We start from the raw sequence: 17147 nt of genomic DNA, 5'->3' as shown, positions 1-17147 counted from the left end.
TTCTGGGTATCAGCACCATTTTCAAGTTAGTTTTAAAAGATTTTGCCTGGCGGCCATAGCGCCGTGGAACCACCTGATCCCATGCCGAACTCAGAAGTGAAACGCGGTAGCGCCGATGGTAGTGTGGCATTCGCCATGCGAGAGTAGGACACTGCCAGGCACCTATTCAGAAGAGGCCTCCCAATCGGGAGGCCTTTTTGCATTTCCGGCTCGCAAAAATCACAATCCGCCACCGACATTTTAGTAAAAATGCTGGGCTATCAAGGAATTGCTCGTTACTCTTTAGCCGTTGTCGATTAACAGTTGATGCTGCCAGAGAGGTATTGATGGCCACGTTGAAGGAAATTGCACAGGAGGCGGGAGTCTCTCTCGCCACGGTATCCCGGGTATTGAACGAGGATCCCAGCCTGAGCGTCAAGGAAGAGACCAAGCAGCGGATCTTCGAGATTGCCGAGCGGCTGGAGTACAAGACCAGCAGCGCCCGCAAGGGCGTCCACAAGAGCAAGCTGCACTTCCTGGTGGTCTATGCCTATCCCCAGAGTACCGAGGTCAATGACCCTTACTATCTCGCCATCCGTTATGGTATCGAGACCCAGAGTGCCCGCCTCAACATCGAGCTGACCCATCTCTACAACTGTGCTGAAGGACGCGATCTGACCGCTGTAGATGGCATCCTTGTAGTGGGAAGTCTCACTCCCGAGCGCCTGGCTCAGTTGCAGCAGTGCTCAAGCCAGTTGGTCTTCATCGATTGTCGCTCCCAGGGGGAGTTTGACTCGGTCGACGTGGATCTGGCCCTGATCAGCCAGCAGGTCGTTGACTACTTCATCGCGCAGGGGCACAAGCGCATCGGCTATATCGGGGGCCAGGACGATAGCCCGGATCTGCGCGAGCTCGCCTTTCTCGATTACGGTCAGCGGTTGGGGGTCGTGCAAGAGGGCGATCTCCATCGTGGGGATTTCTCCAGTGCCTCCGGCTATCGGCTGGCGAAGGAGATGCTGGCCGGGGATTGGCCCAAAGCGCTGTTCGTCGCCTCCGACTCCATTGCCATCGGCGTGTTGCGGGCCATTCACGAGAAGGGGTTGGCCATTCCCCAGCAGATCGAGCTTATCAGCGTCAACGATATCCCGACCGCCAAGTTCACCTTCCCACCCCTCTCCACGGTGCGCATTCACTCCGAGCTGATGGGGTCCCAGGGGGTCAACCTGCTGGTTGAGCGGCTGCGTGACGAGCGGGATATTCCATTGCGGGTGTTGGTGCCGAGCCGGTTGACCCTGCGTGGTACAACACGCTAATTTTAGTAAAATATATTTTTGTTTTAGTCGCGTCATACCCTTATGGCGCGACAACATCGATCCCTTCAGATCTTTCTCCATTTAAGGATGATTCATATCTCTGTTTTATAGAGATATAGTTCATTCCCTTGATTTTCATATCAACATCCATGCCATTCGGATGGACTAGTTCATCCTTTCTCCGCCACATCTGATCTCGCTCACAAAACAGACTCTTCTGTGTGATCGGGTTAAAACTTTACCGATCTCAAACTGATATTTAGTAAATGTTTATCTAAAGTTTACCCAGTCTATGTTGTCTTGTTCCGGGAGGACATGTGAATAACTGGGAAAACGTCCACTTCGTTGGTGAAAACAGGCTGGCCCCGCGCGCCTACTTCTTCTCTTATTCCGACCACGCGCTGGCGGCCACCATGCAGCGCGAGCTGAGCCGCCGTTTTCTGAGCCTGAGCGGCCAGTGGCAGTTCCACTACTTCGACCACCCCCTGCAGGTGCCGGAGGCCTTCTATCACAGCCTCATGAGCGAGTGGGGCCAGATCACCGTGCCCAACATGTGGCAGATGGAAGGGCATGGCCAGCTGCAGTACACCGACGAAGGTTTTCCCTTCCCCATCGACGTGCCCTTCGTGCCGACCAACAACCCCACCGGCGCCTATCAGCGCAGCTTCGTGCTGAGCCCGGCCTGGGACGGCGAGCAGGTGATCATCAAGTTTGACGGGGTGGAGACCTACTTCGAGGTCTATGTAAACGGCCACTACGTTGGCTTCAGCAAGGGGAGCCGCCTCACCGCTGAATTCGACATCAGCGCCTATGCCAAAACCGGCGAGAACCTGCTCTCGGTGCGGGTGATGCAGTGGGCCGACTCCACTTACATCGAAGATCAGGACATGTGGTGGATGGCGGGGATCTTCCGCGACGTCTACCTGGTGGGCAAACCGGCGGTCCATGTGCAGGACTTCTTCATCCAGACCGCGCTGGCTGACGACAACCAGAGCGCTACCCTGAGCTGCGATATCCAGCTCGAAAACCTGGGCGAGTCGGCCCGAGATCACCGTCTGGTCTGGTCGCTGCTGGATCAGGGCAGCGAGATCGCCAGCGGCTCTCTCGACCATCTCGCCATCGACGGCAAGTGTGATTGCCGCTTCACGCTGGATCTGGCCAACCCCCATCTGTGGAGCGCCGAGGATCCCTACCTCTATCAGTTGATGCTCTCCCTCTACAGCGGTCAGGGCGAGCTGCTGGAGGTGATCCCGCAGCGGGTCGGGGTGCGCGAGATCAAGGTCAAGGACGGCCTCTTCTACGTCAACGGCCGCTATCTCAAGCTGCACGGGGTGAACCGTCACGACAACGACCACCTCAAGAGCCGCGCCGTCGGCATGGACCGGGTGGAGCGTGACATCGTGCTGATGAAGCAGCACAACCTCAACTCGGTGCGCACCGCCCACTACCCGAACGACCCGCGCTTCTACGAGCTGTGCGACCAGTACGGTCTGTTCGTGATGGCGGAGACTGACGTGGAGACTCACGGCTTTGCCAACGTCGGCGACCTCAGCCGCATCACCGACGATCCCTTCTGGGAGCCGGTGTTCGTGGATCGCATCGAACGCCACGTTCATGCCCAGAAGAACCACCCCTCCATCATCATCTGGTCGCTGGGCAACGAGTCCGGCTACGGCTGCAACATCAGGGCCATGTACCGGCGCTGCAAGGCGATCGACCCGACCCGTCTGGTGCACTACGAAGAGGATCGCGATGCCGAGGTGGTGGATGTGGTGAGCACCATGTACTCCCGCGTCTCCCAGATGAACTGCTTCGGCGAGTTCCCTATGACCAAGCCGCGCATCCTCTGCGAATACGCCCACGCCATGGGCAACGGCCCGGGTGGCCTCAGCGAATATCAGCAGGTGTTCGACCACCATCCCCATATTCAGGGCCATTACATCTGGGAGTGGTGCGATCACGGCATCCTGGATCAGGACGAGCAGGGACGCCCCGTCTACAAGTACGGCGGCGACTACGGCGACTATCCCAACAACTACAACTTCTGCATGGATGGCCTCATCTACCCGGATCAGACTCCGGGTCCTGGCCTGCGCGAATACAAGCAGGTGCTCTGCCCGGTCAAGGTGCGTGCTCTGGATCTGGCGAGCGGCCGGCTTGAGCTGGAAAACCGCTACTGGTTCTCCAACCTGGACGACATCCGCCTGCTGGTCGAGGTGAAGGCGGAAGGCGAACTGCTGGCGAGCCAGCAACTGCGGGTGGAGGGTATTGCCCCCGGCGCCACCGCAGAGTTGCAACTGGCGCTGCCGACCCTCGATGGGCGGGAAACTTTCGTCCAGCTGCGGATCATCAAGGCCAGCGCGACCCGCTACAGCGCGGCGGAGCACGAGCTGGGCCAGTACCAGTTCCAGCTCAAAGAGTCGACCCGTCAGCTGCAACCCTTTGCCAATCCCAACGCCACACCGTTGCAGATCGCCGACGAGCGGCTCGCGCTGACCTTGAGCGGTAGCGGCTTTGCCCTGCGCTTCTCGCGCCTCGACGGCAAGCTGGTGAGCTGGCAGCAGGATGGCATCGAGCTCATCGAGCGGGCGCCGCGCCTCACCTTCTTCAAGCCGATGATCGACAACCACAAGCAGGAGTACGAGAGCCTGTGGCACCCGAACCACCTGCAGATCATGCAGGAGCACTTCCGTACTCTGAGCTGGCGCCAGCTCGGTGAGGCGGTGGAGGTGACGGTGGAAAGCCTGATCGCCCCGCCGGTGTTCGACTTCGGTATGCGTTGCCGCTACGTCTACACCCTGAGCCAGAACGGCCAGCTGCACGTGGCCCTCTCTGGCCAGCCCTACGGCAGCTATGACGACATCATTCCAAAGATCGGTTTCGAGCTGGGTATTCGCCAGGATCTCGATCGGGTGCACTACTACGGTATGGGTCCGGGCGAGAACTATCTGGACAGCCGCCAGAGCAACTGGATCGACTGCTTCCAGAGCACGGTGGGCGAGATGTGGGAGCACTACCCCTTCCCGCAGGACAACGGCAACCGTCAGCAGGTGCGCTGGGCAACCCTGACCAACCGTCACGGCGCCGGTCTCTACGTGCGGCCCGATGCCCCCATCAACCTGAGCGTCTGGCCCTACAGCTGGGAGCACATCCACGCGGCGCAGCACATCAACGAGCTGGAGCCGAGTGGTTATCTCACCCTCAATCTGGATCACAAAGTGCTGGGGCTCGGCTCCAACTCCTGGGGCTCCGAGGTGCTGGACTCCTGGCGGGTACGTTTCGAGCCGTTCAGCTTCGGCCTGACCCTGCTGCCCATCGCCCGTGGCAACCTCAATCCGGCTGCGCTGGCCGGGCTCGATCTCACCATCAACGGCGGGAGGAACCTCGCATGATCACCCTGGACAACCTGACCCTGTTCAAAAACATCTACCGGGAGGGCAAGAAGTGGGGCCGCTGCGTGGAGGCCATCAACAACGTTGGCAACCTCAAGCCGGGGATCTGTCACTCCATCGGTGACTCCCTCACCTACCGCTTGCAGGAGGGGGCCAGCCCGGCCACCTCATTGTTCGAGGGGCAACGTCGTTACTTCGACGTCCACTACTACCTGGAAGGGGAAGAGACGGTGGAGTGGGCTGCCAAGAATGAGCTGCGGGTCGAACAGGCTTACGACGACACCACAGACCGCGAGTGGCTGGCCGGCGAGGTGCGCGAGCGCCAGAAGGTGGGCAACGGCCAGGTGGTGATCTTCGAGAACGATGAGGCCTATCGCTTCGCAGGCGACGCGCCGGTGCGCAAGGTGATCATCAAGGTCACCGTCGAAGGCGGCTACTTCAAAAACAAATAACAAGCCGCTGATTTTGTACTGATAAAAAGCCGGAAGGCGCGGGGCTCACCCTACAGCTCAGGCCCCGCTCTTTCGCAGACAACTACTACAGGTCTGGAGATGCACCATGTCTGATTCCAAACGGAATACGATAGGCAAGTTCGGTTTGCTGTCGCTCACCTTTGCGGCGGTATTCAGTTTCAACAACGTCATCAACAACAACATCGAGATCGGTCTGGCGTCAGCCCCGATGTTCTTTCTGGCCACCATTTTTTACTTCATTCCGTTTTGCCTGATCATTGCGGAATTTGTGTCACTGAATAAGAACTCCGAAGCGGGGGTTTATGCCTGGGTGAAGAGTTCCCTCGGCGGTCGCTGGGCCTTCATCTCCGCCTACACCTACTGGTTCGTGAACCTCTTCTTCTTCACATCCTTGCTGCCGCGGGTCATCGCCTACGCCTCTTACGCCTTCCTGGGTTACGAGTACATCCTCACTCCGCTGGCCACCACGGGCCTGAGCATGATCCTGTTCGCCTTTGCCACCTATGTCTCTACCAACGGCGCCAAAATGCTGGGCCCCATCACCTCGGTGACCTCGTCCCTGATGCTGCTGCTGACACTCTCCTACATTCTGCTGGCGGGCGCGGCCCTGATCGGCGGCGTGCAGCCGGCCGACTCCATCACGGTGGAAGCCATGGTTCCCGATTTCAGCTGGGCCTTCCTGGGTATTACCACCTGGATCTTTATGGCGGCCGGTGGCGCCGAGTCGGTGGCGGTCTACGTCAACGACGTCAAGGGCGGCTCCAAATCCTTCGTGAAGGTGATCATCGTCGCCGGCATCTTCATCGGCGTGCTCTACTCCATCGCCTCCCTGCTGATCAACGTGTTTGTCCCGAGCGATACCCTGAAATACACCGGCGGCTCGGTGCAGGTGTTCGAGGGGCTGGCCTACTACTTCGGTCTGCCTGAAATCCTGGTGAACCGTTTCGTGGGTCTGGTCTCCTTCACCGCCATGTTCGGCTCCCTGCTGATGTGGACTGCCACTCCGGTGAAGATCTTCTTCTCCGAGATCCCGGCCGGCATCTTCGGCAAGAAGACGGTCGAGCTGAACGAGAACGGCGTGCCGGCTCGTGCGGCCTGGATCCAGTACCTGATCGTGCTGCCGTTGATGGTGGTGCCGACCCTGGGCTCCAACACCGCGCAGGATCTGATGAATACCGTGATCAATATGACCGCCGCCGCCTCCATGCTGCCGCCCCTGTTCATCATGCTGGCCTACCTGAATCTGCGCCTGAAGCTGGATCACCTGCCGCGGGACTTCAAGATGGGCTCACGCACCACCGGCATCGCCGTGGTCTCGGTGCTGATCGCCATCTTTGCGGTGGGCTTCCTGGCCTCCACCTTCCCGACCGGCGCCGACATCATGACCATCATCTTCTACAACGTGGGCGGGATTGTGATTTTCCTCGGCTTCGCCTGGTGGAAATACAACAAATACGAAGCCTCCCTGAGTGATGAAGCGCGCGCCAAAGAGGCCCAGCCGGCCGCGCAGGTGTCGCTCCAGGCGTCATGAGCCGCGTCCCTGAACAGACAGGCCCGAGGGGCCAACACAAGCAAAGCGGGTGGCCGATGGCCACCCGTACCCCGTTAAACCCAACAAGAAAAGGAAGAGCACAATGAGCGATGTGATCGAGTTTGCCGAATTCAAGCGAGTCGAGATGAAGGTGGGCAAGGTGCTGGAGGTGGTGCGCCACCCAGGCGCCGACAAGCTCTATATCGTCCAGATCGATGTGGGTGGCGAGCGCCCCCTGCAGACCGTCACCAGCCTGGTGCCCTACTACAGCGAAGCTGAGCTGCTGGGCAGCCAGGTGGTGGTGCTGACCAATCTCAAACCTACCAAGATGCGCGGAGAGCGCTCCGAGTGCATGCTGCTCTGCGCCGAGACCCCGGACGAGAGCCAGAGCGTGCTGCTGCAGCCCCGGGTGCCGATGGCGCCGGGTACCCCGATTGTATGAGTGATTGACGGCGCCGGCGCGACCACTGCGCGCCGGCTTGCCGCAAGGCCGCCACAGACGGCCAGTTTGACCATAACAAGAGAGTAAAGGGCGGGGCCGACAGACCCTTGCCGAACACATTCAGAGTCATCAGCGCCTCACAGAGGAGGCGCGATTCCATTGGAGGACATCATGTCTGAATCCGTACGCGGTACCATAGGCAAGTTTGCCCTGTTGTCGATGACCTTTGCCGCCGTGTTCAACGTGCGCAACATCGTCAACAACAACATCGAGTTGGGGCTGAGCTCCGCGCCCATCTTCCTGCTGGCGACCATCGTCTACTTCATCCCTTTTGTTTTCATCATCGCCGAGTTCGTCTCGGCCAACAAAAACTCCGAGTCGGGGATGTATGACTGGTTGAAAAAGCCGCTCGGCACCCGGATGGCCTATCTGGGCTCGTTTCTCTACTGGTTCGTGAACCTGTTCTGGTTCGTCTCCCTGTTGCCCAACGTCATCGCCTACGCCTCCTACGCCATGCTGGGGTATGAGTACAACTTCTCACCCATGGTCACTTCGATCATCTCCATCGTCCTGTTCGCAGCGGCGACCCACATCTCCACCAAGGGGGCGAGCTGGCTGGGCAAGATTGCCGAGCTGGTAGCCTACGGCGTGTTTGCCCTGTTCGCCATCTATGTGCTGGGGGCCCTGATGGCGCTCGGCGGTGACCATGTGCCGGCCCAGCCCATCACCCTGGAGGCCATGACCCCCACCGTCAACTGGGCAACCCTCGGTATCATGTGCTGGATCTTCCAGGCGGCCGGTGGCGCCGAGACGGCGGCGGCCTACCTCAATGACGTGAAGGGCGGCCAGAAGTCTTTCATCAAGGTGATCATCAGCGCAGGTATCGTGATCGGTGCCATGTATGCCCTCGGTTCCCTTTTGGTGAACGTGTTCGTGCCGCGCGAGAGCCTCACCTATGCCGGCGGCATGGTGGAGATCTTCACCGGCATGGCCCAGTACTTCCAGATCTCCGAGACCCTGGTGGGCCGCTTCGTCGGTGTCGTGCTGTTCATCGCCATGTTCGGTTCCATGATGATGTGGACCTCGGCCCCGGTGAAGATCCACTTCTCCGAGATCCCCAAGGGGGTCTATGGCGAGAAGACCACCGAGCTCAACCAGCACGGGGTGCCGGTGCGCGCCGCCTGGTGGCAGTTTGTCTTCGTGTTCGCGATGCTGGTGGTCAACGGTTTCGGTTCAGAGTCGGTGCAGCAGATGATGAACACCGCCATCAATCTCACTGCAGGGACTGCCATGTTGCCGCCGATTTTCATCATGGTGGCCTACTTCGTGTTCCGCTGGAAACATGACGACACTCCCCGCGAGTTCCGCATGGGATCGCGCAAGTTCGGCATGGGCGTGGTGTCGGTGCTGATCGCCATCTTCGTGGTGAGCATGAGTGCCTCCGCCTTCCCGACCGGGGTGGATCTGGTGCGCGCCTTCTTCATCAACGTCTTCATGACTGCTGTCTTCTCGGCGCTGGCCTACTGGTGGATCTCCCGCTTCGAGAAGCGCCAGGCGAGCAAACTGGCGGCCGGCACTGCCGGCGGCAAGCTGGCCAAGCAGAGTTGAAGCATCGGGCTGGCCGGATCCGGTGGCCAGCCGGGCTTGCTTAATTTCCGGCAGATAAAGGGGCGTCGCTCAACTTTGCGCCTCCCGCTTATCGGGGTAAGCTGGGGATCCGTTTCAACAGGAGCTGTGCCACAGCTCCTGTTGTGTTTCCTGTCGTCCCCGATCACCGGCCCTGCGCGGGGACGGGATCTGCTTTCACCGGAGACCGCTCGTGCGTCTGGATCCCTTTACCTCTGTGCTGATCCTGGTGGTCGCCCTAGCCTCCTTCTTCCCCTGCGAGGGGCAGGTGGCCGTCTGGTTTGGCTGGCTGACCAAGCTGGCGGTAGCGCTGCTCTTCTTCATGCATGGCGCCAAGCTGTCGCGCCAGAACCTGCTGGCGGGGCTGGGCCACTGGCGGCTGCACCTGGTGGTGATGCTCAGCACCTTCCTGCTGTTCCCGCTGCTGGGGCTGCTGCTCACTCCGCTGGTACCCCAATGGCTGAGCCCGGCCATCTACCTCGGCTTCCTTTACCTTTGCACCCTGCCCGCGACTGTGCAGTCGGCCATCGCCTTCACCTCCATGGCGGGGGGCAATGTGGCAGCGGCGGTGTGCAGCGCCTCGGCCTCCAGCATCCTTGGCATCTTCCTCTCCCCCGTGCTGGTGGGGCTGATGATCCAGGTTCAGGGGGAGGGGATCGACACCTGGCACTCGATCCAGGCCATCATGGTGCAGTTGATGCTGCCGTTCGTGGTGGGCCACCTGTCGCGCCCGATCATCGGTCGCTGGGTCGACAGCCACAGGCCGCTCATCGGCAAGCTGGATCAGAGCTCCATCCTGCTGGTGGTTTATGTGGCCTTCAGCGAGGCGGTGGTGCAGGGGATTTGGCATAAAGTAGGTTGGTACGATCTGGCCAGCATAGTGTTGCTGAGCTGTGTGCTGCTGGCGCTGGTGCTGGGCTGGAACGTCTGGATCAGCCGCCGCCTCGGCTTCAACAGGGCGGACGAGATCACCATCGTATTCTGCGGTTCCAAGAAGAGCCTGGCTAACGGGGTGCCCATGGCCAACGTCATGTTCCCGGCTGCCAGCGTCGGGATTATGGTGCTGCCGCTGATGATCTTCCACCAGATCCAGCTGATGGTCTGTGCCGTGCTGGCCCGTCGCTACCACGAGCAGGGCGCCGAGTCCCGGGTCTCACATCAGGCGGGATAAGCCGTTCTGGCAGTGCAAAAGAGAGGGAGGCCAGTGGGCCTCCCTTTTCGTTTGCTGCCGCGTCAGCGTTTGCGCCACACGGTGAGCTGGGCCACCGTGTGCTGGTGCTTGCGGGCGGTCTCGCGGATGACGAAGGGCACCTCTCGCGGCGCAATATGCTCCTCGAACTCCGCCGTCAACAGCCGCTGCAGCGCCTGATAGGTGGTGAGCGCCTCGCCGTTTTCGCGGATGCCGCCGAGCCAGTTGGCCTTGGGGGTGTACTCCGTCAGCCAGGTGTAGGGGCTGGTGAGCACCAGCAGGCCGCCGCTGCGCAGCCTGGGAGCAATGTCCCGCAGGAAGCGGGCGGGTTCCCGCAGCCGGTCGATGAGGTTGGAGGCGAGCACCAGATCGTAGTGGTCATATTTGGGCTTGAGGTTGCAGGCATCCCCCTGGCTGAAGTGGATACGTTCCACCTGCTCGCGGCCCAGATCGTGGCTGGATAGCCGCGCCTCGCAATACTCCACCAGATCCCCCTCCAGCGGCATGGCGTAGCGGAAGCTGTCCTGGCTGGCCAGCGCCAGTGCCACGTCGATGAAGCGGGCCGAGTAGTCCACCCCGTCTACATGCTGGAAGTGGCGGGCCAGCTCGAAGCTGGCGCGGCCGGTGGCGCAGCCGATATCCAGTGCCCGCTGGTGGTTGCTGCATAGCTCACTGGCCAGATCGGCCAGAGTCTTGGCGTAGTTGGCTACCCCGAAGCGGGTCGGCCCGTACTGGAAGTCGAGGTATTGCGCGACGAGGGTGTCGGTTTCGTAAGGGTTCACAATGACGGGTTCCTGATAACGGGAGACCAGATAGCGGAAGCCCGCATGCTGGAAGAAGTGGCGGCGGAAGGCGTAGCGGGAGGACTTGAGCGCCTCGTTGCCGGTGCTGATCCAGCTGCCGCCCTTGATCAGGGTGTGTTTGCCATCGAAGGTGGGGGTGGAGAAGTCGTCGTAGAGTGGGTGCACCTTGAACCCCTCGAAGCCGTCGATGGCGGTGCCGGTCCACTGCCAGACGTTGCCCACCAGATCGAAAAAGTTGCCCTGCGGGCAGGCATCCACCGGACAGGAGGAGGCGAAGCGGGCGAGATTGATATTGCCGGGGGCCTCCACCCAGTCCGGCTGATCCCCAGGCACCCGCTCGCGCAGCAACATCCACTCCGCCTCGCTCGGTAGCTGGACGGGCAGCCCGGTCTGAGCCGCTTTCCAGCGGCAGAAGGCGGCGGCCTCCAGCTGGTTGACCTCCACCGGCCAGTCCCAGGGCATGGCAACCTGTTCCGCCATCAGCCGCAGTTGCAGTTGGCCGGGGTTGGCCGGGTCGCCGACCCAGAAGGTGGGCATGCGGGCCCTGGCATACTGGCACCAGCCCCAACCCTCCTCATCCCACCAGGTTTGTGTGTCATAGCCACCCGCCTGCACGAAGTCGAAATATTCGGCGTTGCTCACCAGCATGCGGCTGGCCTGGAAGGGGGCCAGCTCGATGTGGCGCTCGCCATATTCGTTGTCCCAGCCGTAGGTGGCATCTTGCTTGCCGAGTTTCACCCGGCCGCCAGCCACCGGCAGCAGGCTGTTGGCGGGCACCTCGTTACGGCGATGGCGCGCCTCGGCGCAGACCGGCCAGTGGGGCCGGGGTCGCACCCAGGCCAGCGGCAGCTGGCGGATCAGCACGCTGGAGGTCTCGAGGTGGATGCGCTCGTGCTCTATCCCCATCAGGATGACCCAGGCCGGGCTCTGCCAGTCGATGGGCAGTTCGAGCGGCATCTTCTCGATAAAGTTGACCACCAGGGCCCGCACGCGGGCGCGATAGGTGCGCAGCTCGCCGATAGCAGGCCAGTCGTAGTGGGTCTCGTCGAGATCGTCCCAGCTCATCTCGTCCACTCCGATGGCGACCATGGCCTCGATGCGGGCGTCGAGCCTGCTCTCGATGAGACGGGCCGCCAGCAGCTTGTTGATGAAGAAGGCGGCGGTGTGGCCGTAGTAGAAGATGAGCGGGTGGCGCAGGGGGATCGCCTTGTTGAACCAGGCGCGCTCGTCGGCCAGGTAGTCGAACAGGGAGTCGTAGAGATCGAAGGTCTGGCAGAAGTAGGCGAGCAGCTCGCGGCGCTTGTGCTCGGGATCGCTGCCGGTCAGCAGCGGAGTACGGGTTGGCGCGGGCAGACAGACATCGGTGGAAAACAGGGGGCTGGCTTGGGTCACGCTTTGACTCCTTGTTGGCAGTGAAGACTGACAAGGCGGTGGTAAATCCATTACCGCGCTGGCGAGCTCTGTGGGCACAAAGTATCACTATTGGCTCAACAGACCGGCGCAGCAACCAAAAACTTGCACGGGTCGTCAGCCTCGCGCGTTCCGGCGCCGTGAGTCGGCAGGGCAGTTGCCCGGCGTGATGACAGATGACAAAAGGCCCCGCAGGGGCCTTTTGTCATGTTGGGCTGTCGGGGTCTGCAGCCTTAGGCGAGCGGGATTGCGAGACGCAGATCCGCATTCAGGCGCATCAGCAGCCACTGCATGCCGGCGAGATGCTGATGGTCGTGGCTGACGAGCAGACGTACCAGGCCATCCAGGGTTACCTCGCCATAACCGCCATAGCGGGCGCGCCGCTGCCAGGCCGGGGAGGGCAGGGCCTTAAGCCAGTCGACCGTCTCGCTGCGGGCGCTGCGAAAGCGTGCCAGTTGCACGGCGGGATCCTGCTGCCGGTACTGGTTGTCCTGCGCCAGTTGATAGCCATCGAGGGAGGCAAGCGCAGGCAGGCTCTCCTCCAAAGTGCGGCGAAAGCGCACCTGATAGCCCAGGGTTTCGATGTCCAGCAGGTGGCAGAGGTGCCCCCGGGCGCTGAAGCGCTCGGAGGGGATGCCGGCCCAGTTGGCCGGCTCCCAGTCCAGATGGTCGGCTGGAACTTGTGCCAGCAGTTGCTCAAATTGATCCGGCATGGCCAGCAGGGTAGTGAAGAGAGGTATCCTTGTTTCTCGTTCCTTGTGTATCAGGGCCGCCGAATCACGGCGGCCACTGGGTATGTGTCTAATGGCGAGTCGTCACTCCTGGGCCGGCTCACCCAGATGGCGGGCATGGAAGCGCAGGTGCGCCTCGATAAAGCTCGCCACGAAGTAGTAGCTGTGGTCGTAGCCGGGGTGGCGGTTGAGCTCCAGCGGCCACCCCTTGCCGGCGGCGGCATCGGCTAGGGCATCGATATGCAGCTGCTCGGCCAGGAAGGGATCGTCCAGCCCGACATCGACCCGGGTCGGCAGTGGCTTGACCGGCTCATTGCGCAGCAGCAGGCAGGTATCCCACTCCTGCCACAGCAGGGGGTTGTTGCCGAGGTAGGCGCCGAGTGCCTTCTGGCCCCAGGGGCATCGGCTCGGATGACTGATGGGGCTGAAGGCCGATACAGAGCGGTAGCGGCCAGGCTCGCGCAGGGCGGCGATAAGCGCCCCGTGGCCCCCCATGGAGTGGCCGCTGATGGCGCGTTTCGTCGAGACCGGGAAGTGGGTCTCGATGATTTCGGGCAGCTCGCGGGTGACGTAGTCGTACATCTGGTAGTGATCGCGCCAGGGGGTCTGGCTGGCGTTGACGTAGAAACCGGCACCCATGCCAAGGTCATAACCGGGATCGTCCGCTACCCCTTCGCCGCGAGGACTGGTGTCCGGCGCCACCAGGGCGATGCCGAGCTCGGCGGCGATGCGCTGGGCGCCCGCCTTCTGCATGAAGTTTTCATCGGTGCAGGTGAGGCCGGAGAGCCAGTAGAGCACGGGCACCTTCTGGCCGGTGAGGGCCTGGGGTGGCAGGTAGATGGCAAACTGCATGTCGCAGCCGAGCACGGTGGAGCTGTGGCGGTAGCGCTTGTGCCAGCCATCGAAGCTCTTGTTGCTGCTGATAATGTCCAGATTCATCGAGGTACTCCTGCACCCCGCCCGCAGTGGCGGGCGGGGCGATCATGCTCAGTAGTGGATGACGGTGCGGATGCTCTTGCCTTCGTGCATCAGATCGAACGCCTCGTTGATCTGCTCAAGCGGCATAGTGTGGGTGATGAAGTCGTCCAGCTTGAATTCACCCTGCATGTAGCGCTGCACGTAGCTCGGCAGCTCGCTGCGACCGCGCACTCCGCCGAAGGCGCTGCCGCGCCAGACCCGGCCGGTGACCAGCTGGAACGGACGGGTGCTGATCTCCTGGCCCGCACCGGCCACGCCGATGATGACGGATTCGCCCCAGCCCTTGTGGCAGCACTCCAGCGCCGCGCGCATCACCTTGACGTTGCCGATGCACTCGAACGAGAAGTCGACGCCGCCGTCGGTCATCTCGACGATCACCTCCTGAATCGGCTTGTCGAAGTCGTTCGGGTTGATGCAGTCGGTGGCCCCCAGCTTGCGGGCCAGCTCGAATTTGCTCTCGTTGATGTCGATGGCGATGATGCGGCCGGCCTTGGCCAGGCGAGCGCCGATCACCGCGGAGAGGCCGATGCCGCCCAGCCCGAAGATGGCGACGCTCTCACCTTCCTTGACCTTGGCGGTGTTCATCACGGCGCCGATGCCGGTGGTGACGCCGCAGCCGAGCAGGCAGACCTCTTCCAGCGGGGCGGCCGGGTCCACCTTGGCGATGGAGATCTCGGGCAGGACCGTATATTCGCTGAAGGTGGAGGTGCCCATGTAGTGATAGATGGGCTGGCCATCCTTGGAGAAGCGGGTGGTGCCGTCCGGCATCAGCCCCTTGCCCTGGGTGGCGCGGATCTTCTGGCACAGGTTGGTTTTGCCGGATTTGCAGAACTTGCACTCGCCGCACTCGGGGGTGTAGAGCGGGATCACGTGATCCCCCACCTTGACGCTGGTGACGCCCTCGCCGACCGACTCGACGATGCCGCCCCCCTCGTGACCGAGAATGCAGGGGAAGACCCCTTCCGGATCCTCACCTGAGAGGGTGAAGGCGTCAGTGTGGCAGACGCCGGTGGCGACGATGCGCACTCGTACCTCGCCAGCCTGGGGCGGCATGACCTCGACTTCTTCGATGGAGAGGGGCTGGCCCGGGCCCCAGGCGATGGCGGCCTTACATTTGATGCTTTGAACCTGTGCCATGAATGATGTCCTTATGGTTGAGCAGGGTGAACGGAATTGGGTTCGGACATCCAGTGTAGTTTCCCGTCGATTTAGTGATAATAAGGCGAAATCTCAAATCACTTTTACACATAGGTAATAATGTTCGGCTGGGAAGGGATCTGTGAATTTGTCAGCGTGGCGGAGCAGGGGGGCTTTACCCCGGCCGCTCGCAAGCTGGGGGTGTCGGTTGCTCAGGTCAGCCGCCAGGTGGCGCAGCTGGAAGACAGGCTGCAGGCCAAGCTGCTGCTGCGCACCACCCGTCAGGTGCGACTCACCGAGCTCGGCGAGATCTATTACCGCCACTGCCGCCAGCTGCTGGACAACCTCTACGAGGCGGAGCTGGCGGTGGGGCGCCATCAGGCGGTGCCGAATGGCACCCTGCGCATCACGGCCCCCGTCTCCTACGGCGAGAGTCGGGTCGCGCCGCTGGTGAACGACTTCATGGTGCGTTACCCCCAGCTGGAGGTGACCCTCAACCTCACCAACCAGCTGCTGGACCTGGTGCACGAGGGTTACGATCTGGCACTGCGGCTCGGCCACCTCAAGGACTCCAGCCTGGTGGCGCGCAAGCTGGCGCAGCGGGTGCCCTATGTCTGTGCCTCGCCGGCCTACACAGCCCGCTACGGCATGCCCAACAGTCTCTCGGAGCTTGCCCGTCACACCTGTCTGGTGGGCAACAGCGACGAGTGGTATTTCACCCTGGATGGCCGCTCCCACAGTGTGCGGGTGCACGGCCTGCTGCAGTGCAACAGCGGCCACGCCCTGCTCGATGCGGCGCTCAAGGGGATCGGCATCATCCAGCTGCCGGACTACTACGTCAGCGACCATCTGGCCAGCGGCGAGCTTATCGAGCTGCTGCCCGAGCTGCGAGCGCCGGCGGAGGGGATCTGGGCCCTCTATCCCCACAACCGCCACCTCTCTCCCAAGGTGCGGCTGCTGGTGGACTATCTCGCCGAGCGGCTCGGCGCCCCCCAGCAACCGGCCCTGACCCGGCCGATAGGCTAGGGGGAGGCCGCCAGGAGCTTGCTCTTGGGCCGCGCTGGCCGGACAAATAAAAAGCCCTTGAAATTCAAGGGCTCTCTCACTCGATTACTGCGGCGACAGGCTCGCCTTGCGAGGCATCACTCGATGTTCTGGATCTGCTCGCGCATCTGCTCGATGAGGACCTTCAGCTCGACGGCGGACTGGGTCACTTCGGCGTTGATGGACTTGGAGCCGAGGGTGTTCGATTCGCGGTTGAACTCCTGCATCATGAAGTCGAGACGACGGCCACAGGCGCCACCCTTCTTCATGATCTTGTTGGTCTCGCTGATGTGCATCTCCAGACGATCCAGCTCTTCGGCCACGTCGATCTTCTGGGCCAGCAGCACGATCTCCTGCTCGATGCGAGCCGGATCCAGCTCGACTTTGGCTTCGGCCAGCCGGTCGGTGAGCTTTTGGCGCTGCCACTCGATGATCTGCGGCAGGTGGGCGCGAACCTTGGTCACTTCCACCTGGATGCCGGCCAGACGCTGCTCGATCAGTGCCTTGAGGTTGGCCCCTTCACTGGCGCGGGAGGCGAGGAAGTCGTCCAGGGTCAGGTCGAAACCGCCCATCAGTTCGGTGGCGACCGCATCCATGTCTTGCTCGGCGGCGGCCATCACGCCCGGCCAGCGCAGTACGTCGACTGGGTTGAGCTGGCCCTGGCCTGCTTCTTTCATTACCCAGCTGGCGCTGTCGATGATGAGCTTGGCCAGCTCTTCATTGATATGAAGCTGGCTGGCGGCGGCCTGAGCGGCCTCGAAACGCAGGTTGCACTCCACCTTGCCACGCTGCAGTTTGGCGCGGAAACGCTCACGCAGTACCGGCTCCAGGCTGCGCAGTTGTTCCGGCAGGCGAATGTAGGTTTCCAGATAGCGCTGGTTGACCGAACGAATTTCCCAAACGGCTGTGCCCCAGTCGCCCTTGAATTCCTTGCGGGCGTAGGCGGTCATGCTGTGAATCATTGATTGTTCCGGGCTTGATGAAGTGTGGGGGCAGTATACCCAGCCAGGCTGGTGCCGTCAGCCGCTGCCTTGGTTTTAGCGGCTGATATTTGGGGCAGGATCACTTATACTCCTGCGCCAATTCAGCCAGCCCAGAG

At 61.8% G+C, this 17147-nt stretch carries 13 protein-coding genes and 1 rRNA gene; 9 read left to right on the top strand and 5 right to left on the bottom strand.

The window, feature by feature from the left end:
• The first annotated feature begins 45 nt into the window (after positions 1 to 45).
• The 8 genes from rrf (at position 46) to BN1123_RS11690 (ending at position 9927) form a co-directional block, all read left to right on the top strand.
• A 5S ribosomal RNA gene (gene rrf / locus BN1123_RS11725) occupies positions 46 to 160 on the top strand.
• Positions 161 to 326: 166 nt separating this feature from the next.
• Positions 327 to 1292 carry a transcriptional regulator EbgR gene (ebgR, locus tag BN1123_RS11720; protein ID WP_042027179.1) on the top strand — a complete coding sequence of 322 codons (966 nt, stop codon included), beginning with the start codon at positions 327 to 329 and terminating at the stop codon, positions 1290 to 1292.
• Positions 1293 to 1609: 317 nt separating this feature from the next.
• Positions 1610 to 4684 (top strand): beta-galactosidase subunit alpha, encoded by a 3075-nt coding sequence (ebgA, locus tag BN1123_RS11715; protein ID WP_042027177.1) that lies wholly within the window; start codon positions 1610 to 1612, stop codon positions 4682 to 4684.
• A complete protein-coding gene (locus BN1123_RS11710; protein ID WP_042027176.1) occupies positions 4681 to 5136 on the top strand; it encodes a beta-galactosidase subunit beta in 456 nt (151 codons plus the stop codon). Before ebgA ends, BN1123_RS11710 begins: the two co-directional genes overlap by 4 nt.
• A gap of 106 nt (positions 5137 to 5242) precedes the next feature.
• Complete coding sequence (locus tag BN1123_RS11705; RefSeq protein WP_042027175.1) at positions 5243 to 6688, top strand: amino acid permease; 1446 nt, start codon at positions 5243 to 5245, stop codon at positions 6686 to 6688.
• 103 nt (positions 6689 to 6791) lie between these two features.
• A complete protein-coding gene (locus BN1123_RS11700; protein WP_042027174.1) occupies positions 6792 to 7130 on the top strand; it encodes a tRNA-binding protein in 339 nt (112 codons plus the stop codon).
• 171 nt (positions 7131 to 7301) lie between these two features.
• Entirely contained in the window at positions 7302 to 8738 is a 1437-nt protein-coding gene (locus BN1123_RS11695; RefSeq protein ID WP_042027182.1) for an amino acid permease, read from the top strand.
• A gap of 211 nt (positions 8739 to 8949) precedes the next feature.
• The gene (locus tag BN1123_RS11690; protein ID WP_042027171.1) at positions 8950 to 9927 is read left to right on the top strand and encodes a bile acid:sodium symporter family protein; all 978 of its coding nucleotides are present in this window, start codon (positions 8950 to 8952) and stop codon (positions 9925 to 9927) included.
• Positions 9928 to 9989: 62 nt separating this feature from the next.
• Here BN1123_RS11690 and ovoA read toward each other — a convergent pair whose 3' ends face one another.
• The 4 genes from ovoA to BN1123_RS11670 form a co-directional block, all read right to left on the bottom strand.
• Entirely contained in the window at positions 9990 to 12140 is a 2151-nt protein-coding gene (gene ovoA / locus BN1123_RS11685) for a 5-histidylcysteine sulfoxide synthase (protein WP_042027169.1), read from the bottom strand.
• A gap of 251 nt (positions 12141 to 12391) precedes the next feature.
• Complete coding sequence (locus BN1123_RS11680) at positions 12392 to 12871, bottom strand: DinB family protein (RefSeq protein WP_042027168.1); 480 nt, start codon at positions 12869 to 12871, stop codon at positions 12392 to 12394.
• Between the two features lie 102 nt (positions 12872 to 12973).
• Entirely contained in the window at positions 12974 to 13828 is an 855-nt protein-coding gene (gene fghA / locus BN1123_RS11675) for an S-formylglutathione hydrolase (RefSeq protein WP_042027167.1), read from the bottom strand.
• A 48-nt stretch (positions 13829 to 13876) separates the two neighbouring features.
• Positions 13877 to 15004, bottom strand: coding sequence for an S-(hydroxymethyl)glutathione dehydrogenase/class III alcohol dehydrogenase (locus BN1123_RS11670; RefSeq protein ID WP_042027166.1), 1128 nt, complete (start codon positions 15002 to 15004; stop codon positions 13877 to 13879).
• A 120-nt stretch (positions 15005 to 15124) separates the two neighbouring features.
• Between BN1123_RS11670 and BN1123_RS11665 the strand changes: the two genes are divergently transcribed.
• Entirely contained in the window at positions 15125 to 16030 is a 906-nt protein-coding gene (locus BN1123_RS11665; RefSeq protein WP_042027165.1) for a LysR substrate-binding domain-containing protein, read from the top strand.
• Between the two features lie 116 nt (positions 16031 to 16146).
• Here BN1123_RS11665 and BN1123_RS11660 read toward each other — a convergent pair whose 3' ends face one another.
• Positions 16147 to 17010 (bottom strand): YicC/YloC family endoribonuclease, encoded by an 864-nt coding sequence (locus tag BN1123_RS11660; RefSeq protein ID WP_026457168.1) that lies wholly within the window; start codon positions 17008 to 17010, stop codon positions 16147 to 16149.
• Between the last annotated feature and the right edge of the window lie 137 nt (positions 17011 to 17147).

The sequence above is a fragment of the Aeromonas enteropelogenes genome (genome assembly GCF_000819845.1).
GTDB classification, from domain to species: domain Bacteria; phylum Pseudomonadota; class Gammaproteobacteria; order Enterobacterales; family Aeromonadaceae; genus Aeromonas; species Aeromonas enteropelogenes.
Note: the sequence above shows the minus strand (reverse complement) of the source record. Positions and strands in the feature narration are given on the sequence as shown.